The 22,485-nt window shown below is 70.2% G+C and carries 26 protein-coding genes; 2 read left to right on the forward strand and 24 right to left on the reverse strand.

The window, feature by feature from the left end; all coding sequences use genetic code 11:
• Positions 1–156: 156 nt before the first annotated feature.
• The 8 genes from IEZ09_RS28325 to ald all read right to left on the reverse strand — a co-directional run bounded on the left by IEZ09_RS28325 (position 157) and on the right by ald (position 6,209).
• Positions 157–891, reverse strand: a complete 735-nt coding sequence (locus tag IEZ09_RS28325; protein WP_189256824.1) for a pseudouridine synthase — start codon at positions 889–891, stop codon at positions 157–159.
• Positions 884–1,744 (reverse strand): SMC-Scp complex subunit ScpB, encoded by an 861-nt coding sequence (gene scpB / locus IEZ09_RS28330; RefSeq protein ID WP_229813025.1) that lies wholly within the window; start codon positions 1,742–1,744, stop codon positions 884–886. Before scpB ends, IEZ09_RS28325 begins: the two co-directional genes overlap by 8 nt.
• Entirely contained in the window at positions 1,741–2,562 is an 822-nt protein-coding gene (locus IEZ09_RS28335; protein ID WP_189256825.1) for a segregation and condensation protein A, read from the reverse strand. Before IEZ09_RS28335 ends, scpB begins: the two co-directional genes overlap by 4 nt.
• Positions 2,559–2,834 carry a hypothetical protein gene (locus IEZ09_RS28340; RefSeq protein ID WP_370467754.1) on the reverse strand — a complete coding sequence of 92 codons (276 nt, stop codon included), beginning with the start codon at positions 2,832–2,834 and terminating at the stop codon, positions 2,559–2,561. Before IEZ09_RS28340 ends, IEZ09_RS28335 begins: the two co-directional genes overlap by 4 nt.
• Before the next feature lie 41 nt (positions 2,835–2,875).
• Positions 2,876–3,799, reverse strand: a complete 924-nt coding sequence (locus tag IEZ09_RS28345) for a ParA family protein (protein WP_189256827.1) — start codon at positions 3,797–3,799, stop codon at positions 2,876–2,878.
• A gap of 101 nt (positions 3,800–3,900) precedes the next feature.
• Positions 3,901–4,230 (reverse strand): ArsR/SmtB family transcription factor, encoded by a 330-nt coding sequence (locus tag IEZ09_RS28350; RefSeq protein WP_189256828.1) that lies wholly within the window; start codon positions 4,228–4,230, stop codon positions 3,901–3,903.
• 24 nt (positions 4,231–4,254) lie between these two features.
• The gene (gene xerD, locus IEZ09_RS28355) at positions 4,255–5,130 is read right to left on the reverse strand and encodes a site-specific tyrosine recombinase XerD (RefSeq protein WP_189256856.1); all 876 of its coding nucleotides are present in this window, start codon (positions 5,128–5,130) and stop codon (positions 4,255–4,257) included.
• An 8-nt stretch (positions 5,131–5,138) separates the two neighbouring features.
• Positions 5,139–6,209 (reverse strand): alanine dehydrogenase, encoded by a 1,071-nt coding sequence (gene ald, locus IEZ09_RS28360; RefSeq protein WP_189256829.1) that lies wholly within the window; start codon positions 6,207–6,209, stop codon positions 5,139–5,141.
• 53 nt (positions 6,210–6,262) lie between these two features.
• Here ald and IEZ09_RS28365 point away from each other — a divergent pair, with 53 nt between their 5' ends.
• On the forward strand, positions 6,263–6,856 hold the full coding sequence (locus IEZ09_RS28365) for an NINE protein (RefSeq protein WP_189256830.1): 594 nt from the start codon (positions 6,263–6,265) through the stop codon (positions 6,854–6,856).
• Here the strand turns inward: IEZ09_RS28365 and IEZ09_RS28370 are convergent.
• From IEZ09_RS28370 to pyrG, 4 genes are read right to left on the reverse strand one after another with little or no spacing between them, the layout of a single operon-like run.
• Positions 6,853–7,272, reverse strand: a complete 420-nt coding sequence (locus tag IEZ09_RS28370; RefSeq protein ID WP_189256831.1) for an SRPBCC family protein — start codon at positions 7,270–7,272, stop codon at positions 6,853–6,855. The genes IEZ09_RS28365 and IEZ09_RS28370 overlap by 4 nt on opposite strands.
• 9 nt (positions 7,273–7,281) lie before the next feature.
• Positions 7,282–7,677, reverse strand: coding sequence for a DUF2752 domain-containing protein (locus tag IEZ09_RS28375; RefSeq protein ID WP_189256832.1), 396 nt, complete (start codon positions 7,675–7,677; stop codon positions 7,282–7,284).
• Positions 7,678–7,688: 11 nt separating this feature from the next.
• The gene (locus IEZ09_RS28380; protein ID WP_229813026.1) at positions 7,689–8,309 is read right to left on the reverse strand and encodes an NUDIX domain-containing protein; all 621 of its coding nucleotides are present in this window, start codon (positions 8,307–8,309) and stop codon (positions 7,689–7,691) included.
• Entirely contained in the window at positions 8,306–9,988 is a 1,683-nt protein-coding gene (gene pyrG / locus IEZ09_RS28385; protein WP_370467753.1) for a CTP synthase, read from the reverse strand. Before pyrG ends, IEZ09_RS28380 begins: the two co-directional genes overlap by 4 nt.
• Positions 9,989–10,165: 177 nt before the next feature.
• Here pyrG and IEZ09_RS28390 point away from each other — a divergent pair, with 177 nt between their 5' ends.
• Entirely contained in the window at positions 10,166–10,825 is a 660-nt protein-coding gene (locus tag IEZ09_RS28390) for an SMI1/KNR4 family protein (RefSeq protein ID WP_189256834.1), read from the forward strand.
• Positions 10,826–10,828: 3 nt separating this feature from the next.
• Here the strand turns inward: IEZ09_RS28390 and IEZ09_RS28395 are convergent, their stop codons facing one another.
• From IEZ09_RS28395 to IEZ09_RS46800, 12 genes are all read right to left on the reverse strand, one after another.
• Positions 10,829–11,767, reverse strand: a complete 939-nt coding sequence (locus IEZ09_RS28395) for a copper transporter (RefSeq protein ID WP_189256835.1) — start codon at positions 11,765–11,767, stop codon at positions 10,829–10,831.
• On the reverse strand, positions 11,764–12,948 hold the full coding sequence (gene steA, locus IEZ09_RS28400; protein WP_189256836.1) for a putative cytokinetic ring protein SteA: 1,185 nt from the start codon (positions 12,946–12,948) through the stop codon (positions 11,764–11,766). Before steA ends, IEZ09_RS28395 begins: the two co-directional genes overlap by 4 nt.
• A 63-nt stretch (positions 12,949–13,011) precedes the next feature.
• On the reverse strand, positions 13,012–13,449 hold the full coding sequence (locus tag IEZ09_RS28405) for a hypothetical protein (RefSeq protein WP_189256837.1): 438 nt from the start codon (positions 13,447–13,449) through the stop codon (positions 13,012–13,014).
• Positions 13,446–13,877, reverse strand: coding sequence for a hypothetical protein (locus IEZ09_RS28410; protein WP_189256838.1), 432 nt, complete (start codon positions 13,875–13,877; stop codon positions 13,446–13,448). The genes IEZ09_RS28405 and IEZ09_RS28410 overlap by 4 nt, the downstream gene beginning before the upstream one ends.
• Complete coding sequence (locus IEZ09_RS28415; protein ID WP_189256839.1) at positions 13,874–14,476, reverse strand: hypothetical protein; 603 nt, start codon at positions 14,474–14,476, stop codon at positions 13,874–13,876. The genes IEZ09_RS28410 and IEZ09_RS28415 overlap by 4 nt, the downstream gene beginning before the upstream one ends.
• The gene (locus IEZ09_RS28420) at positions 14,469–15,083 is read right to left on the reverse strand and encodes a hypothetical protein (RefSeq protein ID WP_189256840.1); all 615 of its coding nucleotides are present in this window, start codon (positions 15,081–15,083) and stop codon (positions 14,469–14,471) included. Before IEZ09_RS28420 ends, IEZ09_RS28415 begins: the two co-directional genes overlap by 8 nt.
• 238 nt (positions 15,084–15,321) lie before the next feature.
• Positions 15,322–17,103 carry a DNA repair protein RecN gene (gene recN, locus IEZ09_RS28425; protein WP_189256841.1) on the reverse strand — a complete coding sequence of 594 codons (1,782 nt, stop codon included), beginning with the start codon at positions 17,101–17,103 and terminating at the stop codon, positions 15,322–15,324.
• A 95-nt stretch (positions 17,104–17,198) separates the two neighbouring features.
• Complete coding sequence (locus tag IEZ09_RS28430; RefSeq protein ID WP_189256842.1) at positions 17,199–18,089, reverse strand: NAD kinase; 891 nt, start codon at positions 18,087–18,089, stop codon at positions 17,199–17,201.
• The gene (locus tag IEZ09_RS28435) at positions 18,086–18,883 is read right to left on the reverse strand and encodes a TlyA family RNA methyltransferase (protein ID WP_189256843.1); all 798 of its coding nucleotides are present in this window, start codon (positions 18,881–18,883) and stop codon (positions 18,086–18,088) included. Before IEZ09_RS28435 ends, IEZ09_RS28430 begins: the two co-directional genes overlap by 4 nt.
• Before the next feature lie 6 nt (positions 18,884–18,889).
• On the reverse strand, positions 18,890–19,057 hold the full coding sequence (locus IEZ09_RS28440) for a hypothetical protein (protein ID WP_189256844.1): 168 nt from the start codon (positions 19,055–19,057) through the stop codon (positions 18,890–18,892).
• Between the two features lie 4 nt (positions 19,058–19,061).
• Positions 19,062–19,856: an HAD-IIA family hydrolase gene (locus tag IEZ09_RS28445; protein WP_189256845.1), complete on the reverse strand. Its 795-nt coding sequence runs from the start codon at positions 19,854–19,856 to the stop codon at positions 19,062–19,064.
• Positions 19,853–22,342 carry a hypothetical protein gene (locus IEZ09_RS46800; protein ID WP_189256846.1) on the reverse strand — a complete coding sequence of 830 codons (2,490 nt, stop codon included), beginning with the start codon at positions 22,340–22,342 and terminating at the stop codon, positions 19,853–19,855. The genes IEZ09_RS28445 and IEZ09_RS46800 overlap by 4 nt, the downstream gene beginning before the upstream one ends.
• Between the last annotated feature and the right edge of the window lie 143 nt (positions 22,343–22,485).

Genomic DNA, 22,485 nt, shown 5'->3' on the forward strand with positions numbered 1-22,485 from the left:
ACCGATTGTCCACTCCCTGTTGTTCAAAGCGCATGGCCGACCCCTTACAACGTCTTCGCCGTAGCGTTTGCGTTGCAGGTGGTGATCGGGGGATCGCCAGAAGATGCCCCTCCGGACTCGGGGGCCGGAGGGGCACGGGGGATGTTCAGAGTGTGGTCAGAGCCCGACGAGCTTGTACAGGCCGCCGACTTCCTGGCGGTTCAGGACGCGCATCGAGCCGGGACGCTGGTTGCCGAGGTAGACCTCGCCGATCGCGGTGCGCACCAGCGACTGCACCGGGTAGCCCGCGGCCTCCAGCAGCCGACGCACGATGTGCTTGCGCCCCTCGTGCAGCACCACCTCGACCAGAGCCTTGCCGGGAACGGCGCTGACGAGCTTGAACGAGTCGACCTTGACCGGCCCGTCCTCCAGCTCGATGCCCGCCTTGAGACGCTTGCCGACACCCTTCTCGACCGGGCCGGGAACCTCGGCGAGGTAGGTCTTCTTGACGTTGTAGCTCGGGTGCATCAGCCGGTGCGCGAGCTCGCCGTCGTTGGTGAGCAGCAACAGCCCCTCGGTCTCCGCGTCGAGGCGGCCGACGTGGAACAACCGCTCCTTTCGGTTGCGCACCAGGTCGCCGACGCACGGGCGCCCCAGGTCGTCCTCCATCGTGGAGAGCATCCCGAACGGCTTGTTCAGCGCGATCGTCACGACGTCCTCGCGGATCTGCACCCGCACCCCGTCGACGTGAACCACGGCCGTCTCGGGGTTGATCCGACGCCCCTGCTCGCGCACGACCTCGCCGTCGACCTGGACGCGTCCCTGGTCGATCAGCTCCTCCGAAGCACGGCGCGAGGCGATCCCCGCCTGCGCGAGCACCTTCTGCAGGCGCACGCCCTCGTTCTCAGACATCGTCGATCGCATCCACTTCGGGCAGCAGCGGCGCGATTGGCGGCAGGTCGTGCAACGACGACAGCCCCAACCGCTCCAGGAACAGTTCGGTCGTCCGGTACAGGATCCCACCCGTGTCGCTGTCCGTGCCCGTCTCCTCGATGAGCCCCCGCGCGACCAGGGTCCGGATCACACCGTCCACGTTGACGCCACGCACCGCCGCGACCCGAGCCCTCGTGACGGGCTGCCGGTAGGCGATCACCGCGAGCGTCTCCAGGGCCGCGCGGGTGAGTTTCGCGCGCTGCCCGTCGAGCAACAGCTTCTCCACGAACGGGGCGTACCGGTCCCGCGTGTAGAACCGCCAGCCGTCCCCCGCCCTGCGCAGGTCGATGCCGCTGCCGGACTCGGTGTACCGGGTCGACAGTCTACGGAGTGCCTCCTTGATCCGCTTAACCGGCTGCTCGAGGGCACTGCTGAGCTGGTCTTCGGCGATCGGGCTGTCGACGACGAGGAGCACGGACTCCAGTGCGGCGTCCAGTTCCCGGTCGTCGGTGAGGTCCGGGAGGCCGCTGTCCTCGATCGCCTCCTCGGGGGCGGCGGCGAGGAGCTGCGCTTCGAGGGTGGCGGCGTCGGGGTCGGCTTCCGGCTCGGGCTCGGCCTCGGCTTCCGGCTCGGGGTCGGAGGGAGGCCGATGAAGGGCTCCTTCATCCACCTCAGGTGTATCAGGGAGCCCTTCATCGCTCGCGACCGCCTCGGGCTCGGGCGACGCAGCGGCTTCCGGCACGGCGGCGGTGTCGTTCTCACCGTCCCCGTCGAACGCGGGCCCCGGCTTCTCGACCTCTGCCGCGTCCGGCCCCACCAGTGGCTCGCTCATCCGCCGTAATCCTCGTCCTCGTCGCCGGCGTGCACCTGCGCCTGCGCTTCCTCCAACGTCCCGCCGACCCACGTCACCTGCAGCGGCCCGAGCGGGTCCTCCTGCTCGAAGGCCAGCGACTTCTCCCGGTACAGCTCCAGCAGCGCCAGGAACCGCGCGACGATCTCCATCGTCTCGGTGCAGTCGGCGATGATCTCCGCGAACGACGCCGTGCCCTTCTCGATCAGCAGCGCGCGCAGCGTGTCGGCGGTCTCGCGGATCGACACGCGGTGCTGGTGGATGTGGGCCGTCGACAGCGTGCGCTTCTGCTTCGGCCGGAAGGCGGCGGCGGCGATCAGGGCGAACTTCTCGGGCGTCACGCCGAGCATCACCTCGGGCAGCAGGCCCTCGTACCGCGGCTCCAGCGACACCGACCGCGGGTACCGGCGGTAGGCGCCCTGTTCCAGCTCCGCGAACAGGGCCGCAACCTGCTTGTAGGCCCGGTACTGCAGCAACCGCGCGAACAGCAGGTCCCGCGCCTCCAGCAACGCGAGGTCGTCCTCGTCCTCGACGTCGCCGGCGGGCAGCAGGCGGGCTGCCTTCAGGTCGAGCAGGGTCGCCGCGATCACCAGGAACTCGGTGGTCTCGTCGAGGTCCCACGACTCCCCCATGGCGCGGATGTGCGCGATGAAGTCGTCGGTGACCTGGTGCAACGCCACTTCGGTCACGTCGAGCGTGTGCTGGGAGATGAGCTGGAGCAGCAGGTCGAACGGGCCCTCGAAGTTCGTCAGCCGGACCTTGAACTTGCCGTCGTCAGCAACAGGAGCTTCCTCTGTCACTGCTCGCGCAACCTGCGTACCAGCAACGAGGCGTCACCATGTGTCTCGAGGTCGTCCAGCACGATCGCTATCGCCTCGCGCACCACGCGGCCGCGGTCGACGCCCAGGCCGTGCGAGGCGCGCAGCGACAGCCGCGCCTGCTCCAGCGCGAGCAGTTCCTCGTCGGACACGTAGACCGTGATCTTCGTGGTGTGCTTGGTGCGGCCGGAGCCACGACGCTGAACGGGCGGTTCGACGGCGTCCGGCACCTCGGCGGGCGCGGCAGCGGTCAGCCGGAAGAGCTCCGCCGCCCCCGGCAGTGATGGGCGACGGTTCACCTGGCGATCACCTCGCGGGCCAGCGCGCGGTAGGCGTTGGCGCCGGACGAGCGGGGTGCCCAGCGGGTGATCGGTTCACCGGACACGGTGGTCTCCGGGAAGCGCACCGTGCGGTTGATGACCGAGTCGAACACGATGTCGCCGAACGCCTCCACGACGCGGGCCATGACCTCGCGCGAGTGCAGCGTGCGCGGGTCGAACATCGTGGCGAGGATGCCGGTGATGTTGAGCTTGGGGTTCAACCGTTCCTTGACCTTCTCGATGGTGTCGATGAGCAGCGCCACCCCGCGCAGCGAGAAGAACTCGCACTCGAGCGGGATCAGCACTCCGTCCGCGGCCGCGAGGGCGTTCACCGTGAGCAGGCCGAGCGAGGGCTGGCAGTCGACCAGCACGTAGTCGTAGTGGTCGATGACGGGACGAAGGGTGCGCACGAGCGTGTGCTCGCGGCCCACCTCGGACACGAGCTGGATCTCGGCCGCCGAGAGGTCGATGTTGCTCGGCAGCAGGTCCATGTCGTCGACCATGGTCTTGCGGATGACGTCGCGGACGGCGGTGTCGCCTTCCATGATGACGTTGTAGATCGTGGTTTCCAGCTGGTGCGGGTGCACGCCGAGGCCGACCGACAGCGCTCCCTGCGGGTCGAAGTCGACGAGCAGCACCCGTCTGCCGTACTCGGCCAGCGCCGCGCCCAGGTTGATGGTCGACGTCGTCTTCCCGACGCCGCCCTTCTGGTTGCACACCGCCAGGATCTTCGCCGGGCCGTGGTGCAGCAGCGGCGGAGGGTCCGGGATGTGGCGCCGTGGGCGGCCTGTCGGGCCGATGCCGTCGACCTGCTCCTGAGCGACGTCGTCCACCGGCGCGGCGTGCGGAGCCAGGCTCAGTTCGGCACGGGGCGCGAAAGCGTGCTCCGGTGTCGACATGGCTGGCGTTCCCTCACTGGTCGTAGTCGTCTCTCCGGGCGCAGCGTAGGCCGCACCCGTGCGAGCGGCAACGCGCCTCGCCGGTGTTTGTCAAGACTTGGTTAGACGGGGACATCCGTTCGTGTGCGCCGGTCAGCCGCGGACAGCACCACGTCGAGCAGACCTGGGAAGAGAAGATCCAGGTCATCGCGGCGCAGCGACACCCAGCGCTGGTTGCCGCGGCACCGTGTTCGGGTGATGCCCGCTTCCCGCAGCACGCGCAGGTGCTGGGAGAGGGTCGACTTCGCCACGTCAACCTCGAAGGCCCCGCACAGCCTCTCCCCGCTCGACTGGATCTGGCGAACGACCGCGAGCCTCGTCGGGTCGCTCAGCGCGTGCAGCACGGCGGCTAGATCAATGGCCTGTGGGGACGGCTCGTCCAAGTTCGGCACCTGACCACCGTACCCGTGGAAGCCTCATGTTCCAGTGGCCCGAGGGTGTGCAGTTGCGTAGACCTCCCTCAAAGTCGTAACGGTTACCAGTGTGTACACCTGAGTGGTGGTAACCGATGCGTGCCCGAGAAGTTCTTGAACCACCCGAACGTCCGCACCCCCTTCGAGCAGATGGGTGGCGAACGAATGTCGCAACGTGTGAGGCGACACCGCCGCGGTGATCCCGGCGTCCTCCGCGGCGGTCTTCAGCACCGTCCACGCGCTCTGCCGCGAAAGCCGTCCACCCCTTGCATTCAAGAACAATGCAGGCGTGCCACGCCCCTTGGCCGCCAACGCCGGGCGCGCCCGAACCAGGTACGCGTCCACGGCGGCCAACGCGGGCCTGCCCACCGGCACCAGCCGCTGCTTGCCTCCCTTCCCGTCCAGCAACACCGTCCGCTCGGCGGCGTCGATGTCGTCCACGTCCAGCCCCACGACCTCGGAAATCCGCGCTCCGGTCGAGTACAGCAGCTCGAGCAGGGCCTTGTCCCTGAGGTTTCCCACATTTTCGAGCAGCGTCAGGACATCGTTGACAGGTAAGGCTTTCGGCAGCCTCTTCGGTGGCGATGGCGGGTGCACGGCCCGTGCGGCGTCATGGGGCACCACGCCTTCCCGGTGTGCGAACCGGTGCAACCCGCGCACGGCGACCAACGTCCGAGCCGCCGACGAGGCTGCGAGCCCGCTCTCCCGCAACGCCGCCAGGAACTCGCTCACGTGCTGCTCGGTCACCGCACCCAGCTCCGTCACCCCGATGGACTCGAGGTGTTCGGTGTACCGGCGCAGATCGCGGGTGTAGGAGTCGAGCGTGTTCCGTGCGGTGCCGCGTTCGACGGCGAGGTGGTCGAGGTAGCTCGCCACCAGATCTGCAATCACGCCAGTCCTTCCAGCACGATTTCTCCGTCGCGCGCGTTGACGCCCTTGGCCAGCGCCGGGTCCTCCGCGATCGCACGTTCGAAACCCTTGTCCGCCAACGCGATGACGTACGGCAGCGTCACGTTCGTAAGCGCGTAGGTCGACGTGTTCGGCACGGCACCCGGCATGTTCGCGACGCAGTAGAACACGGAGTCGTGCACGCGGTAGGTAGGCGAGTCGTGCGTCGTCGGCCGGGTGTCCTCGAAACAGCCGCCCTGGTCGACCGCGATGTCCACCAGCACGCTGCCTGGCCGCATCCGCGACACGAGCTCGTTGCTGACGAGCTTCGGGGCCTTCGCACCCGGCACGAGCACCGCGCCGATCACGAGATCCGCCCAGCGGCAGGCCTTCTCGACCTCGTAGACGTTGGACGCGATCGTCTGCAGGTGCCCGCGGTAGGTGAAGTCGATCTGCCGCAACCGGTTCACGTTGGTGTCCAGCACGACCACCTCGGCCTGCATGCCGATCGCCATCGTCGCCGCGTTCATCCCCGCCACGCCCGCACCGATCACCGCGACCTTGCCCGCAGCGACACCGGGCGCACCACCGAGCAGGACGCCACGGCCGCCTTGCGCGCGCTCCAGGCAATGCGCGCCCACCTGAGCCGCCATCCGCCCGGCGATCTCGCTCATCGGCGCCAGCAACGGCAACGACCCGTCCGGCAGCTGCACGGTCTCGTAGGCGATGGCCGTGATGCCGGCGGACGCGATGGCCTTCGTGCACTCCGCGCTCGCCGCCAGGTGCAGGTACGTGAAGAGCACCTGATCGCGGCGCATGCGGTGGTATTCGGGCTCGATCGGTTCCTTGACCTTCAGCACGAGGTCGGCGGCCGCCCACACCTCGTCCGCGGTCGGGGCGATCCGCGCGCCCGCTGTCGTGTACTCGTGATCGGGGAACGACGAGCCGGCTCCGGCGTCGTGCTCGACGACGACCTCGTGGCCGCGGCGGACCAGCTCGACCACACCGGCGGGCGTGATCGCGACGCGGTACTCGTGGTTCTTGATCTCCTTTGGGACACCGACCAGCATCGTCGCAGCGTATTCCCGATATCGATCTGCTGCATCGGATACCGTGCGCAGTCGTGTCACAAGCATTCGGGCCAGAGCAGCAGCGCATCGGCAACCAGCAGCGCGAAGAGGCGATCACCGCGCTCAACGACCACTTCGCGCTGGCGCGGCTCGACATCACCGAGTACCAGGCGCGGGTGAACCGCGCGTCCGGCGCGCAGACCTACGCCGAGCTCGCGGAACTGTTCCGCGACCTGCCGCAGCCGCACCCGCCGTTCCTCGCCCCGCCCTCGGTGCCGTTCACCGCCGTTCCGCCGCCGCCACCGGGTTTCCCGCCCCAGCCCACGCAGCCGTACTACCCGCCGCCCACGGGCCAGCAGTACGCGGTTCCGCCGCCTCCCGGCACGGGATATCCGAGCCCGATCGCCCCGTACGGCTACGACCCGATCACCGGCCTGCCGCTGTCGGACAAGTCGAAGATCGCCGCGGGCCTGCTGCAGATCTTCCTCGGCAACCTGGGCGTCGGCCGGTTCTACACCGGCCACGTCGGCATCGGCATCGCCCAGCTGCTGACCTGCGGCGGATGCGGCATCTGGTCGCTGGTCGACGGAATCATCTTCCTGGTCAGCGGCGGCACCGACGCCGACGGCCGGCAGCTGCGCAACTAACCCTCGGCGGCCGCCTTGATCGAGGCGGCCTCCGTCTCCACGTACCGCCTGGTCAGCGAACGCGTCATCAGCCAGCCGACCCCCGCCAGCGGACCGGACACGGTCAGGCCGAGGGTCAGCCTGCTTCCGTCGGGGTGCGGCTCGACGTCGTGCACGGCCGTGACGGTGACACCGGGCTGCTTCGACTCCCAGGTGAACGACGTCCCGTCGGTCAGCTCGGTGACCGTCCACACCGCCGGGGACAGCCGGGGCTGCCGCAACCGCGTTCGTGAGCCGACGGCGAGCGGTCCGGCGTCGAGACGTTCCACGGAGTCGACAGTGGGGATCCGCTCTGGCCAGCGCTCGACGTCGGCGATCAGCTCCCACACCCGCTCCGGCGGGGCCGCGATGACGACGGCGTGCTGCAGGCCTGGCATGCGCCGAGTCTAGATACCGGCGAGATTTCGCCCAACGCCCCAAACGGCGGCTACGACGAGAACGGCGAAACCGACCGATTTCGGCACGGATCTCCGTTCGCCCGTCCACTTGTCGCGCGTCCACCGCCCGAACAGCCACAGAACCAGCGGCACGCCCAGCACGAGCAACACGGCGTTGTAGTGGAACGCTCCGACGATGTCACCGTGCAGCAGCGCGTGCACCATGCGCGTGGCACCGCATCCGGGGCAGTTGAAACCCGTCAGCCACTTGATCGGGCACTTCGGCAGGAGGTTGCCGGGCTGGTTCGGGTCGACCACCAACAAAATCGCGGCCCCCACCCCGGCGGCCGCCAACACGATGAACGGCGCTTTCATCGACCTGAGGTGGACAAAAGCGCCGTTCATAGCAGACGACTCTACCCCTTGCGCGCGGCGAACCGGGTCGGCTTGTCGCGGAAAGGCGCGTCGGACTGGCGCGGCTCGGCACGGCCCTCGAGCACCTCGCGGGCCGCGATGAGCCCGGCGACGGCGGACGCGTTCACGATCTCGCCGGAGAACACCATCCGCACGGCCTCGTCGATGCCGAAGCGGTGGATCTCCAGGTCCGCCTCTTCCTCGCCCTGCACGTCACGGTCCACTTCGGACAGATCGCGGGCCAGGAACACGCGCACGACCTCGTCGGTGAAACCGGGGGACGCGGCGACGTCGACCAGCGTGTCCCAGCGCGCCGCGTCGAGCCCGACCTCCTCGGCCAGCTCCCGCCGCGCGCCGACGACCGGCTCCTCGCCGTCGTGGTCGAGCAGCCCGGCCGGCAGCTCCCAGAGGTGCCTGCCCAGCGCGTGCCGGTACTGGTGGATCAGCACGACCTCGCCCGCGTCGTCGACCGCCACGACCGCGACCGCGCCCATGTGCTCGACGATCTCGCGCTTGGCGGTGCCGCCGCCGGGCATCTCGACCTCGTCGATCCGCAGCGCCACGACCCGGCCGACGTGCAGGTCCTCGCTGGAGACCGTGCGGAAGTCGTGCCGCGAGGTCACTTGGACGCTCCCGCGGTCAACGGGAGGCGGTCGGCGACCCGGTAGTCGATCGCGGCCTTCACGAACGCCGCGAACAGCGGGTGCGGCTTCGTGGGACGGGACTTGAGCTCCGGGTGCGCCTGGGTGGCCACGTAGAACGGGTGCACGTCGGCCGGCAGCTCGACGAACTCGACCAGGCGGCCGTCCGGCGACAGACCCGAGAACACCAGGCCGGCGTCGGTGAGCTTGCCGCGGTAGGCGTTGTTGACCTCGTAGCGGTGCCGGTGGCGCTCGGAGACCTCGGTCGATCCGTAGGCGGTCGCGACCTGCGAGCCCGGCGTGAGCTTCGCGATGTACGCACCGAGCCGCATCGTGCCGCCCATGTCGCGCTGACCGGAGACGACGTCCTCCTGGTCGGCCATGGTGGAGATGACCGGCGAACCGCCCTCTTCGAACTCACTGGAGTTCGCGTCCTCGATGCCCGCGAGGTTGCGCGCGGCCTCGATCACCATGCACTGCAGGCCGAGGCACAGGCCCAGCGTCGGCACACCGCGCGTGCGGGTGTACTTGAGCGCGCCGATCTTGCCCTCGATGCCGCGCACGCCGAACCCGCCGGGGATCAGCACAGCGTCCATGCCGGACAGCGCACGGGCAGCGCCCTCGGGCGTCTGGCACTCGTCCGACGGCACCCACTTGATCTCGACCTTGGCGTGGTGCGCGAACCCGCCCGCACGCAGCGCCTCGGTGACCGACAGGTAGGCGTCCGGCAGGTCGACGTACTTGCCGACGAGCGCGATCTTCACCGTCTCGGTGGGGTTGTGCACGCGCTCCAGCAGGTCGCCCCACACCGTCCAGTCGACGTCGCGGAACGGCAGGCCGAGGCGGCGCACGACGTAGGCGTCGAGGCCCTCGGAGTGCAGGACCTTCGGGATGTCGTAGATCGACGGCGCGTCCACGGCAGCGACGACGGCGTCGGTGTCGACGTCGCACATCAGGCCGATCTTGCGCTTGAGCGCGTCCGGGATCTCCCGGTCCGCGCGGCACACGATCGCGTCGGGCTGGATACCGATGTTGCGCAGCGCCGCGACGGAGTGCTGTGTCGGCTTGGTCTTCAGCTCGCCGGACGGCGCCAGGTACGGCACGAGGCTGACGTGCAGGAAGAAGACGTTGTCGCGGCCCACGTCGTGGCGGACCTGGCGGCACGCCTCCAGGAACGGCAGCGACTCGATGTCGCCGACGGTGCCACCGACCTCGGTGATGACCACGTCGGGCGTGACGCCGTCCGCGTCCGGCTCGGCCATCGCGCGGATGCGGCGCTTGATCTCGTCGGTGATGTGCGGGATGACCTGGACCGTGTCGCCCAGGTACTCGCCGCGGCGCTCCTTGGCGATGACCTCGGAGTACACCTGGCCGGTCGTGACGTTCGCGTCGCCGCTCAGATCCCGCGCGAGGAACCGCTCGTAGTGGCCGATGTCGAGGTCCGTCTCCGCGCCGTCGTCGGTCACGAAGACCTCGCCGTGCTGGAACGGGTTCATCGTGCCGGGGTCCACGTTCAGGTACGGGTCGAGCTTCTGCATCGTTACCCGCAGGCCGCGCGAGGTGAGCAACTGGCCGAGGCTGGAGGCGGTGAGCCCCTTGCCCAGGGAAGACGCGACGCCTCCCGTGACGAAGACGTGCTTGGTCGTACGTGCCTGCTGCACCAACGGGGCTCCCGTGAAAATCGTGGGGGAAAATCCCCCTGTCCACGGGCCCTAACGCTAACACGCCGCCGGTCACTCAGCGCACCACGACCCGGCAGATCACATCACCCGATCGGCGCAGTGAGGGGATTCCCCGAACTCCCCCCGGCACGGGCCGAGATCAGGAATCGTTGTCACGTGACCTTCGACGTGGCAGGGGAAGCTGCGAGAGCTGTGCGGGAACGCGCGGGGGCGTGGCGTTTCATCGAGGGGTTCGCGGCCGCGTGGGCTGAGCCGATCGAGCCGCAGGACGGCTGGAACCACGCCGATCTGGACGCCGCCGAACACCGCCTGGGTGTGCGGCTGCCGGACGCCGTGCGCGACGCCTACGCGTTGTTCGGCAAACGCCCCGACCTCACGAGCAACCAGGACTGGCTGCTCACCCCGAGCGAGCTCAGGCTGGCCGGCGAGGTCGTCGTCTTCCGCACGGAGATCCACGCCGTCACCTCGTGGGCAGCGGCGCTCGACACCGCCGACCCCGCCGTCGTGCACGAGACGGAACGCGGCTGGGAACCCTGGCTCCCGCACTTCTCCACCGCCTGCGTCGAACTGGTGCTGTCCGAGGCGTTGTTCCGCGACGGCGCCGAGACAGCGGACAGGGAGACGTCCGAGGCGGACATCTCCCTGATCGAGGAGCACTTCACCCTGCTACCCCTGAACAGTCCTGGCAGCCGCTGGTTCGCCTCCGACGACGTGATCCTCCGCGAGGAGGACCGCGAGTGGCTGTGGGCCCGCGCCCGCACGCCGGAAGCGTTGGAGCTGCTGATGAAGCGTTTCCCCGGCGCCTGGGAGTACTAGGGCCTAGCTCGCGGCCCCCGGCGAGGACGCCTCCGCGTTGCCGGCGACTCCGTACCGTCCGGAGCGGCCCTCCAGCTGCTCTCGCAACGCCATCACCACGACGACCTGACCGGCCGGGGTGTCGGAGTTGTCCACCGTGGACAGGATCGACGTCGCGTTGGTGTCGGCGCGGACCACGCCGATGGCGCCGGTGCCGTTCGCGGAACCGTTGGCGCCCGCGAGCACGACACCCGCGCCAGACCGGTCGAGCTGCGTGGCGAACCGTGCGATCGTGGCGGCCCGGTCCGCGGCCGAGTCACCGATCGCGGCACCGCCCGTGAGCACGATCGCCAGCTGTGCGGGCTTCACACCGGACGTGGCCTTCACGAAGCCCGCGTTCGACAGCCCGGCGAGCGCGGCGGCTGTCTCGTCCGCGGAGGCCTGCGGCTGGTTGTTGGCCGGGTTGAGCAGCAGCAACGTGCCGAACAAGCCACCTGCGCGAGTTCCCGGATCACCGGCCGTGGGCAGCTGTGAACCGGCGGGCTGCAGCCGTGCCACGAGATCGCGCAGCTGGTCGCCGCGGGACGGGTCGGCGAACGCGTCGGTCAGCTGGATCTCGCCGGTGACGCTCGCGCCCGCGGACTTCAGCAGGCCGCTCAGCGCGTCCCGATCGGACGGACGCGCGTCGGAGGTCGTGACGATGACGACGGTCCGGTCGGTGAGCCGGTCCTTGACCGCGAGCGGGCCGACGGACGCGGCGAACTTGTCGGCCTCGGTCAGCTTGGCGTTCAACGCGTTGCGGTCGTTCTGCAGGTCGTTCACCTGCTGTGCCAACGAGTTCTTCTCATCGCTCAACCCGGAGAGCAGCCGCCCGCTGATCGCGGTCGACCCCAGCACGACACCCACCGCGAGCGCGAGGAACACCGCGGTTATGGACACTATGTGGTAGCGCAGCGAGATCACGAGAAGAACCCCTTGAACCAGTTGACGACGGATTGCCACGCGTCGACCACGATGTCGACGTAGACGTGACCGACGCCGGACACCGACAGCGCCGCCACCATGGCGACGATCGCGGCGGACACCAGCAGGACGATCACGCCCATTGACACCCGGCTGCGATGCAAGGTCGCGACGGCCTCCCCGTCGACGAGCTTGCTGCCGAGCTTCAACCGGGTGAGGAACGTGGAGGGGTTGGAACCGGAGTGCCCGCGGTCGAGGAACTCGCGCAGCGTCGCGCGCATCCCCACCGTGACGACCAGGGACGCCCCGTGGGCCTCGGCGAGCAGCAACGCGAGGTCCTCCGCGTTGCCGGAGGCGGGGAAGGTCACCGCGCCGATGCCGAGGTCCTGGATCCGCTGCAGGCCGGGCGCGTGGCCGTCGGTCTGCGCGGGCACGACCACCTCGGTGGCCGCGCGCAGTGACGCGGTGCCGATGCCGTCGGGGTCACCGACGACGACGTCGGGCTTGTACCCGGCGTCGTGCAGCGTGTCCGCGCCGGTGTCGACGCCGATCAGCACCGGCCGGTATTCGCGGATGTACTTGCGGAGCTTGCGCAGCTGTTCCGCGTGCGACGGTCCACCCGCGACGACCAGCACCTGCCGGTCGCGCATCGGCACGTACACCTCGGGCACGCCGACACCGTCGAGCACCAGCGCGCGTTCCCTGCGCAGGAACTCGATGGTGTTGGCGGAGAACGCCTCCAGCTGCGCCGACATGCCGGCCTTCGCCTCGATCATCGCGTCGGCGATGCTCTCGGCGTTCTGCTCGACACCCTTGGCGAGCTCGCGTTCCCCTGCGTAGACGACACCTTCGTGCAGCCGGATCTTCGTGCCTTCCCTGATCTCGCGCAGGGCGACGGCACCGACGTTGTCGATGAGCGGAATGCCCGCCTCGATCAGCAGTTCCGGTCCGAGATTGGGAAAACGGCCGGAAATCGACGGCGAGGCGTTCACGACACCGACCACCTCGGCCGCGACGAGCGCCTCCGCGGTGCGCCGGTCGAGGTCGACGAGGTCGAAAACAGCGACATCACCGGGACTGACGCGCCGCACCAGGTCACTGGCGCGCCGATCAACCCGCGCGACACCCGTGACACCGGGAAGTTCTTGGTTGGAGCGGCTCAGCAACCCGGAAAGCTTCATGCGTCCGATAGTGGCTCACGGTGCGCACGCGACAGGTGAGGCACGCCGGGCAATTCTTGCTGGTCAGTCGTCGGGGTGAACTACTACGGCTCCAAACGCGAGGATTGTTGCCGCTATCAGCACCCACACGCCGTTGCCGAACCCGGCTTCGAGCCCGGGATCGATGGTGATGTTGCCCTGCTTGTGAAAGCTGATCGCGTTCAGCAAATACACGAACAGCATTCCGGTGACTCCGGCCAGTGCCGCCGCTCCGGCAAAAGCGACTTTCCGCCACCGGATGCCCACGAGCACGACCGCCGCGGCCGCCACCGCCGGGATGCCGAAGAGCGGGCCGTGCTCGTCCTTCGTGCCGCCGAAGTGCGTGGCCCAGCCCGTGGTGACGTAGGCGGTCTGCGGCTGGTCCGGCGTGAGGCGGATGAGCAGTTCCGACAGCGGCAGGAAGGTCGCGGCGACCGCTGCCGCGGCGGCCAGTGCGAGCAGCGCCGCGCTGAGGATCTTCATGCCGGCTCCCGCTGGACCGCGATGGCGCCTGCCAGGGCCGTCAGCGTTCCTATCAGGAGGAACAGGAGACCGAAGCCGATCGCGAAGTCGCCCTGCTGCTCGACGGCGTGGCCACGTTCCGAAACGACGAGCACGCTGGTGATGCCCACCGCGCCGACCTGAGCCGCCGCGCCCGCCAACGCGGCCCGCTCGACCCAGATTCCGGCGATCATGAGCGCGGCCGTGATCGCGACGGGCAACCCGTACCAGGGCGACAGCTCACCCGCGGGCCAGTCGCCCGGCTTGTTCACGACCTCCGTGCCCCACGCCCTGACGACGACCTCGACGTTGCCCGCGTACGCCGTTGAGTACCACGGCAACACCATCGCCGTCGCGGTCAGCACCACCCCGGCGGCGATCAGGGCCACCGCTGTCGGTCTTCCGATCACGGCGTCTCCCGCTTCTCGTCGTCCAGCACGGCGATGCCGAACGGCGGCGTGTCATCGTCGTTGGCGAGCTGGTGCACGACCACCTTCTCCTCTTCGGCTTCCACGGCCTGCTTCCGCTGCCTCCGCTGCTGCGCGAGCACCGCACCGACAAGCCCGATGATCGCCGCCGCGCCGAGCAAGTACGCCCCGCCGAGGACGTCGAGCGTGTTCGACCCACCGTTCTTGACCAACAACTCGCTCAGGACCCGCTCCTCCCGCCGCACCTGCAGCAGGTAGCTGAACATGATCCCGGCCAACGCCCCGGCGGCCCCCATCGCCACGGGCCTGCCGACGAACGTCGTCCGCTCCCTCATCGTGAGCACGGCGCCCACCACCATCAGCACGGCGGCGACGACCACCGGCCACCCGAGCGCGTGGTAGGCGTCGCGCGGACCGCCCTGCGGCGGTTCCGTCGTGACGATCCACAGCGTCGTCGTCATCGACTGGTCGAACCCGAACCCGCGGTAGACGGTGCGGTACGTGCCCTCGAAACTCCCGGCGACCGCCAGCGCGGCCCCGAGCACGAGGAGGAGCGCGGCGATCTTGCGACGATCAATCACTCTTCGGCTCTCTCGGCTCTTCGGGCTCTTTCGGTTCCACGATCACGGGGAACCCGTACGGCGGCGTCTCACTGTCGTCGCCCTCGATCTGGTGGATGACCACGCCGTCCGCGTCGACCACGGGCTCGCTGACGACCCTGCGCGGCAACTCCTGGTGCAGCACCGCCGACACCACCCCGATCCCGGCCGCGACGATCAGCATGGTGACCCCGTCGCCCTGCTCCACGTCGAAGGGCACCGGCGCGTCCAGATCACGCAGCTTCTCGATCGTCCCCCGCACCCCGGCCACCGCGGACCAGGCGACGCCCACCAACACGCCGGCCCCGAGCAACGACCCGACCCGCGCCGCCGGAACCCGGAACGCCAGCCCCGCGCACAGGGCCATCACCAGCGCGGCCCCGACAGCCGGCTCCCCGTACTCGATCGGCCCGAGCAGGAGGGCACCGCGGAAGTCGTCCCGCTCGGTGACCCACGACGTCGCCTCGTACCGGAACGTCCGCCCCTGCAACTCGACCTGCACGGAGTAGGCGGACAGGAACGTCGCGGCGACCGCCAGCCCAGCCGCGACGAAAACCAGGATCGCCCCGAACGCCCGGCGCGTGGTCACAGATCCGGTCCACCTTCCACCGCACCACCGGGTGCGTCCGCTGACCGGGACTCGGTCACGGGTTCCATCATGCCGAATTGGAGCGGGGGTGGCGGCGTGGGTGTGCCGGTTCAGCGGAGGGTTCGTGGTGCGGGATCAGGCGTGCACGGCTCGGCTTCCCCATCGCGGTTGTCGGGGGGGTGGGCGGCTGTGCCGTTGATCCACAGCCGCCACCAGGCCTGGCGCCGGACCGGCGCCGTCAAGCCTTCTTCTTGCGCCTCCGCACCACCGGGGCCGCCGACTTGTCGGCCTTCGCCGCCGCCAGCAGTTCCTCGGCGTGCGCGCGGCCCGTGTCGGTGGAGTCCATGCCGGCCAGCATGCGGGCCAGCTCGACCACGCGTTGCGTCTCGTCGAGCTTGCGCACCGCGGACCTGGTGAACGTGCCGTCCGCGGACTTGTCGACGACGAGGTGCCGGTCCGCGAACGCCGCCACCTGCGGCAGGTGCGTCACGACGATGACCTGGTGCGAGCGGGCGAGCCGGGCGAGGCGGCGGCCGACCTCGACCGCCGCGCGGCCACCGACACCGGCGTCGACCTCGTCGAAGACGAGGGTGGGGACCGGGTCGGAGTGCGACAGCACGACCTCGAGGGCGAGCATCACGCGGGAGAGTTCGCCGCCGGACGCGCCCTTGTGCACCGGCAGGGCCGGGGCGCCGGGGTGCGAGATGAGGCGCAGCTCCACGTCGTCGACGCCGGACGAGCCCGCGTGCAGGATCGACCGGCCGACGGCGAGCGCCTGCGGGTCGCCGGCTTCGGCGTGGCGGGGGCGCACGGCGAGTTCGACCGAGGCGTGCGGCATCGCGAGGCCGTCGAGCTCCTCGGTGACCGCCTTGCCCAGCTCGGCCGCGGCTTCCACGCGGGCCGCGGTGACCTGTTCGGCCAGACCTGCCAGTTCGGCGGCCAGCTCGTCGCGGCGGGCGGCCAGGGCGGTGAGGGCTTCCTCGGACGTGTCCAGGCCGTCGAGGCGGGCGCGGGCCTCGGCGGCCCAGGCGATCACGCCGTCGACGTCGGCCGCGTACTTGCGGGTCAGCGCCTTCAGTTCGGCCTGGCGTTGCAGCACCTGTTCCAGGCGGCCGGGGTCGGCTTCCAGGTGGTCGAGGTAGCTGGAGATCTCGGCGCCGACGTCGGCCAGCAGGGTGGCCGCTTCGACGAGGCGCGGTTCCATCTCGCGCAGCTTCGGGTCCTCGGACGCCGACAGGCGGCGGGCGGCCTCGGAGATCAGGCCCAGTGCGCCGGGATTGTCCGGGTCGCCCTCCAGCGATCCGGAGACCGCGAACTGCGCGCCCTGAGCGGCCTCGCGGAGCTGGTCGGCGTCGGCCAGGCGGCGGGCCTCTTCGTGCAGCTCGGCCTCCTCGCCCGGCTTCGGGTCGACGGCGTCGATCTCGGTGAGGCCGTGGCGCAGCAGGTCGGCCTCGCGGGCCAGCTCGCGGGACCGTTCGGTGCGTTCCTTCAGCTCCGCCGAGACGCGCAGCCACTCCTCGCGGACGGCCTGGTACGCGCGCAGCGGCTCGGCCACGTCGTCGCCCGCGAAGCGGTCCAGCACGGCGCGCTGCTCGGTCGGGCGCATGAGGCGCAGCTGGTCGTTCTGGCCGTGGACGGCGATCAGCTGCTCCGCCAGTTCGGACAGCACGCCGACGGGCACGGAGCGCCCACCCACGTGGGCGCGGGAGCGGCCGTCGGAGCCGACGGTGCGGATCGCGATCAGCGAACCGTCCTCGTCCGCCTCGCCGCCCACCTCCTCCGCCACCTTCGCGGCAGGGCTGCCCGCCGGAGCCTGGAAGCGGCCTTCCACCACCGCTTTGTCGGCTCCGGTGCGCACGCGGGACGCCTCCGCCCGGCCACCGCCGAGCAGGTGCAACCCGGTCACGACCATGGTCTTGCCCGCGCCCGTCTCACCGGTGACGACGGTGAATCCGGGGTCCAGTTCAAGGGTGGCCTCGTCGATCACGCCAAGGCCATTGATGCGCATCTCGGCCAGCACAGGGCGAACCTTACTTGTCGAGTCCGACATTTCTCGGATTGGATGTCTTCCCGGGGCACCGTAACGAGCGAGTGCCGATGCACCGAGCGGTGCGATCAGCCTGCCGATGGTCCCCGCCATCCCTTCACCGGCAGATCGAACTTCTCGACCAGCCGGTCCGTGAACGGAGCCTGGCGCAGCCGCACGACCTTGAGCGGCACCTCGCCCTCCACGATCTCGATCCGCGCGCCCGCCGGCAGCTCGAACGTGCGCCGCCCGTCCGCGGACAGCGCCGCCGGGTGGCCCGTGGCCTCGATCTCGAACGCCACGTGCGACTTCGGCGAGACGACCAGCGGCCGGGCGAACAGCGCGTGCGCGTTGCTCGGCACCACCAGGATCGCCTGCACGTCCGGCCACACGACAGGGCCACCGGCGGAAAACGCGTACGCCGTCGAGCCCGTCGGCGTCGCACACAGCACGCCGTCGCAGCCGAACGCCGACACGGGCCGCCCGTCGACCTCGATCACGACCTCGAGGATGCGTTCGCGGATCAGCTTCTCGACGCTGATCTCGTTGAGCGCCCACGTCTTCACGACGACGACGCCGTTGACCTTCGCGACGAGGTCGAGCGTCATGCGCTCTTCCACGAAGTAGTCGCGCTCCAGCACGTGGCCGACGGCTTCGTGCAACGCGTCCGAGTCGGCCTCGGCGAGGAAGCCGACGCGGCCCAGGTTGACGCCCAGCACCGGAACGCGCGCGGGGCGGGCCAGCTCGGCGCCGCGCAGCAGCGTGCCGTCACCGCCCAGCACGAGCACGAGCTCGGTGCCCTCGGCCGCGTGGTCGTCGGCGGGCACGACCTTGGTGCAGCACGACGGGCCGAGGTCACGCGCCTCGTCGTCGAGCACCCTCGTCGTGACGCCACCGACCGCCAGACGGCCGGCGACCTGACGGGCGAGATCGATGTTGCTCTGGTGGCCGGTGTGGACGACCAGCAGGACTTCCCTCATTGGGGCCCTTCTTCGACGGCGGTGCGCACCATCTCCTCCGCGGGCACCGGTTCACCCTTGCGGAGCCAGAGGAAGTACTCGACGTTGCCGGACGGTCCTGGCAGCGGGCTCGCGACGACACCTCTCGTGGTGAGTCCGAGCTCCTCGGCGGCTCTCGTGACCTCGAGAACGGCGGCGACGCGCAGTTCCGGGTCGCGGACCACGCCACCGGAGCCGAGGCGTTCCTTGCCGACCTCGAACTGCGGCTTGACCATCGGCAGCAGGTCGCCCTCCTCGTCGAGGCACGCGGCCAGTGCGGGAAGCACAAGCCTCAACGAGATAAACGAAAGATCCGCTACGACGAGTTCAACTTTCCCGCCGATGTCCTCGGGCGTGAGGGTGCGGACGTTGGTCTTGTCCTTCACCACGACCCGGTCGTCGGTCTGCAGCTTCCAGTCGAGCAGCCCCCTGCCGACGTCGGCCGCGACGACCTGCCTCGCGCCGTTGCGCAGCAGGACGTCGGTGAAACCGCCAGTGGATGCGCCGGCATCGAGACACCGCTTGCCCGTGGGGTCGATCTTGAAGCGCTCGAGCGCGCCGATCAGCTTGTGCGCGCCCCTGGACGCCCAGTTCGGGTCGTTGTCGAGATCCTTGACGACGACCGCGTCCGAGGTCTCCACAGCGGTCGCGGGCTTCGTGGCGACGGTGCCGCGCACCGTGACGCGGCCGTCCGCGACGAGTTGGCTGGCGTGCTCACGGGACCTGGCGAGCCCCCTGCGCACGAGTTCGGCGTCGAGCCGCACCCTGCGAGGCACTGTGCATCACACCTTGTCGATGCTCGACAGTGCGTCGGTGAGCGTCGCGTGCACGGCGTCGAACCGCGCCACGTGCTCGGCGAGGGGAACGTTCTCGAGCCCGTCGAGCCTCTCCAGCGCGCCGTCGATGGCGTCAGCCGGGTTGGGCGGCGGTCCGGGCAGGGGGTAGCTCACGGTCTTACGGTAGCCGATGGAGTACCGACAGGTCCGCGCCGACATACGTGGGCCTTTGGTCTTCCGGAAGCGCTTGCGCTTCTTCAGCCGTCGACACACCTGTGAGCACGAGCAACGAGTCCATCCCGGCGTTCACCGCGCCCAGGATGTCCGTGTCGAGCCGGTCGCCGATCACCAGCGGACGGTTCGCCTGCAGCTCCTTCGCCGCCTGCTGCAGCAGCGGGGTGGCGGGCTTGCCGGCGACGAGCGGCTCCTGGCCGGTGGCGGTCTTCAGCGCCGCGACGAGACTCCCGTTGCCGGGCAGGAGACCGCGCTCGGTGGGCAGGGTGGCATCGACGTTGCACGCCACCCACAGGGCACCGTTGCGAATGGCCACCGCGGCCTCGGCCAGCTCGCGCCAGCCGAGGTCCATCGACAGACCCTGCAGGACCGCTGTCGCGCCCTGCGCCTCGTTGGTGGGGATGAGGCCGCGCTTGAGCACCTCGGCCTCCAGCGCCTTCGTGCCGAGCACGAGGACGGTCGCGCGCTTGGGCAGCCGCTCGGCGAGCATCGACGCGCCCGCCTGGGCGGAGGTGCTCACCTCGTCGACGCTCGTGTCGAACCCGAGCTCGACGAGGTGATCCGCGACCGCCTGCGGTGAGCGAGAGGCGTTGTTGGTGACGTATCGGATCCCGATGCCCTTGCTTCTGGCCGCCGCGACGGCTTCCGCAGCGCCGGGCACGGCTTCGGATCCGCGGTAGACGGTGCCGTCGAGATCGATCAGCAACGCGTCGTACCGGTCGACCAACGTCTCGCTCACTGCTGCGCGGTCTCCTCCTGGGTCAGCTCGAACGCGCGCTCGGCGGCGTCCGTCTCCCCCTCGTCGTCGGCCTCGGCGGCGTTGAGGAACCACTTGACGGCTTCCTCGGTCCGGCCGGCCGCTGCCAGGTTGTCGGCGTAAGCGTAGAAGAGCCGCGCGGAGTAGGGGTTGCGCTGCCCGGGATCGAGGTCCGGCCCCTGCAACGCCACGACAGCCGCCTCGAGCTGCCCCATGTCCCGCCGGGCCCCGGCCGCGACGATCCGCAGCTCGATGGCGTCCTCCTGCGACAGCTCTGCCGCCGCCGGGTCCTTGGCCAGGTCGATGGCCCGCTCCGGCCGCCCGAGCGCCCGCTCGCAGTCGGCCATGATCGCCAGGTGGCCCGGCCCGGTCATCATCCGGCGCGCGGCCCGCAACTCGCTGAGCGCCTCGGCCCACTCGTCCGCGAAGTAGGCGGTGAGCCCCGCCGCTTCCCGCACGACACCGACCCGCGCCGCCTTGCTGCGCGCGTACCGCGCGTGCTCCAGCGCCAGCTCGGGCTCCTCGTCGATCAGCAGCCCGGCCGCGGCCAGGTGCCGTCCGACGATCTCCGCGAGCCCCTTGGGCAGGCTGCGCAGCTCGGCCCGGATCTCCGGGTCGAGAAGCGACAGGTCGGCCTCTTCGGGCAGCTCGGGACGGCCACCGCGGGGCGCCGGGGCGTCCTCCCGGTCATCGCGCTCGTCACGCTCGCTGCTGTCGCGATCGTCCGAGTCGGCGTCGGCCGCCTGGACCTCACGGTCGTCGTCAGCCTCCGCGTCCTCGTCGTCGCCGGCAGCGACGACGTTGCGGTCCTCGGCGTCGCGGTCCGCACGGACCTCGTCGCCGCTCTCGTTGCTGTCGTCGGAGGTGGCGGCGGTCTCGTCGCCTTCCGCGGTCTGCTCGCGGTTGGCGGCGGCACGGCTGGCGGCAGCGCCGTCACCCAGGCGGTAACCGGGCCGCTCGGCCTCCGGCGTCACACCGGACGCGACGGCGGCCTCGTCCTGCCCTGCCGACTCCTGCTCGGCCAGACGCTCCTGGAAACGCGCCGCACGCTCGCGGCTGCGCTCGTCACGACGGTCCTCGCGCTCGTTGGCCGGACGCTCGTCGCTGCGGTAGCCCTCGCGGTCATCGCGCCGGTAGCCGCCACGATCGTCCTTGCGGTATCCACCGCGGTCGGACCGGTAGCCGCCGGAGTCGCTCTTGCGGTACCCGCCACGGTCGCCGGAGTCGTCACGGCGGTAACCGCCACGGTCACCGGAACGCTCGCCACGGAAACCACCGCGGTCACCCGAGTCGCTCTTGCGGTAACCACCGCGGTCGCCGGAATCGTCACGGCGATAGCCGCCACGGTCGCCGGAACGCTCACCCCGGAAACCGCCGCGGTCACCCGAGTCGCTCTTGCGGTAACCGCCACGGTCACCCGAGTCGTCACGGCGGTAACCGCCACGGTCACCGGAACGCTCACCACGGAAACCACCGCGATCACCCGAGTCGCTCTTGCGGTACCCGCCACGATCGCCGGAGTCGTCACGACGGTAGCCGCCGCGGTCGCCCGAATCGGTCTTCCGATAGCCGCCGCGCTCGCCGCCCGAGCGGTAGCCGCCACGGTCACCCGAGTCGTCACGGCGGAAGCCACCACGGTCACCGGAACGCTCACCGCGGTAACCGCCGCGGTCCTCGGAACCCTGGCCGCGGTAACCACCGCGGTCATCCGAGCCCTGGCCGCGGTAACCGCCACGATCGGCCGAGCCCTGACCGCGGTAACCACCACGATCGCCGCCCGAGCGGTAGCCGCCGCGGTCGCCAGAGCCCTCGCCTCGGTACCCACCGCGATCGCCCGAATCGTCCTTGCGGTAGCCACCGCGGTCGGAGCGGTAGCCGCCGGAACCCTCGCCACGCTGGTAACCGCCGCGCTCACCGGACCGGAAACCGCCACGGTCTCCACCGGAACGCTCGCCGCGGAACCCGCCGCGCTCGCCCGAATCGGTCTTCCGGTAGCCGCCGCGGTCGCCAGAGCCTTCGCTGCGGTAACCACCGGAGTCGCTCTTGCGGTAGCCGCCGGAACGCTCGCCGCGGAAACCGCCACGGTCACCCGAGTCGTCACGGCGGTAGCCGCCACGGTCGCCACCGGAACGCTCGCCGCGGTAGCCACCGCGGTCGTTCGAGTCGTCCTTGCGGTAGCCACCGCGCGTGCCGGAACCCTGGCCGCGGTCGTTCGAGCGGTCGCCGCGGTAACCACCGCGCTCGCCCGAGCTGTCCTTGCGGTAGCCGCCGCGGTCGCTGGAACCCTGACCGCGGTAGCCGGCGCGGTCGTCTCGACGGTCGCCGCGGTTGCGGTCGCCGGAGCCTTCACCACGCTGGGGGTTGTTGCTGAACTTGCGATCGCCTGCTGAGCGGCCACCCTCGGAACGGCGCGGTCGGTCTCCCTGGCCACGCTGACGGTCGCCGGGACGATCCCCGAACCTGGACACCAAATCCTCCTATGGACACGCTGAAAGGGGCTTGTGAGCGAGCACTGTAGTTGTGCCCCGCAATCACAAGCCCCTTCAGGGAAGAAGTTCGGCGGCGACCTACTCTCCCACACCGTAACCAGTGCAGTACCATCGGCGCAGAA

The organism is Lentzea flava (assembly GCF_014648475.1).
GTDB classification, from domain to species: domain Bacteria; phylum Actinomycetota; class Actinomycetes; order Mycobacteriales; family Pseudonocardiaceae; genus Lentzea; species Lentzea flava.

What these genes read in the sequence shown, in the direction of transcription:
- IEZ09_RS28430 (WP_189256842.1), bottom strand. Translation starts at nt 18,089, where the DNA reads ATGAGGGAAGTCCTGCTGGTCGTCCACACCGGCCACCAGAGCAACATC.
- IEZ09_RS28345 (WP_189256827.1), bottom strand. Translation starts at nt 3,799, where the DNA reads ATGTCGACACCGGAGCACGCTTTCGCGCCCCGTGCCGAACTGAGCCTG.
- IEZ09_RS28370 (WP_189256831.1), bottom strand. Translation starts at nt 7,272, where the DNA reads ATGCCAGGCCTGCAGCACGCCGTCGTCATCGCGGCCCCGCCGGAGCGG.
- IEZ09_RS28375 (WP_189256832.1), bottom strand. Translation starts at nt 7,677, where the DNA reads ATGAACGGCGCTTTTGTCCACCTCAGGTCGATGAAAGCGCCGTTCATC.
- steA (WP_189256836.1), bottom strand. Translation starts at nt 12,948, where the DNA reads ATGAAGCTTTCCGGGTTGCTGAGCCGCTCCAACCAAGAACTTCCCGGT.
- IEZ09_RS28405 (WP_189256837.1), bottom strand. Translation starts at nt 13,449, where the DNA reads ATGAAGATCCTCAGCGCGGCGCTGCTCGCACTGGCCGCCGCGGCAGCG.
- IEZ09_RS28325 (WP_189256824.1), bottom strand. Translation starts at nt 891, where the DNA reads ATGTCTGAGAACGAGGGCGTGCGCCTGCAGAAGGTGCTCGCGCAGGCG.
- ald (WP_189256829.1), bottom strand. Translation starts at nt 6,209, where the DNA reads ATGCTGGTCGGTGTCCCAAAGGAGATCAAGAACCACGAGTACCGCGTC.
- scpB (WP_229813025.1), bottom strand. Translation starts at nt 1,744, where the DNA reads ATGAGCGAGCCACTGGTGGGGCCGGACGCGGCAGAGGTCGAGAAGCCG.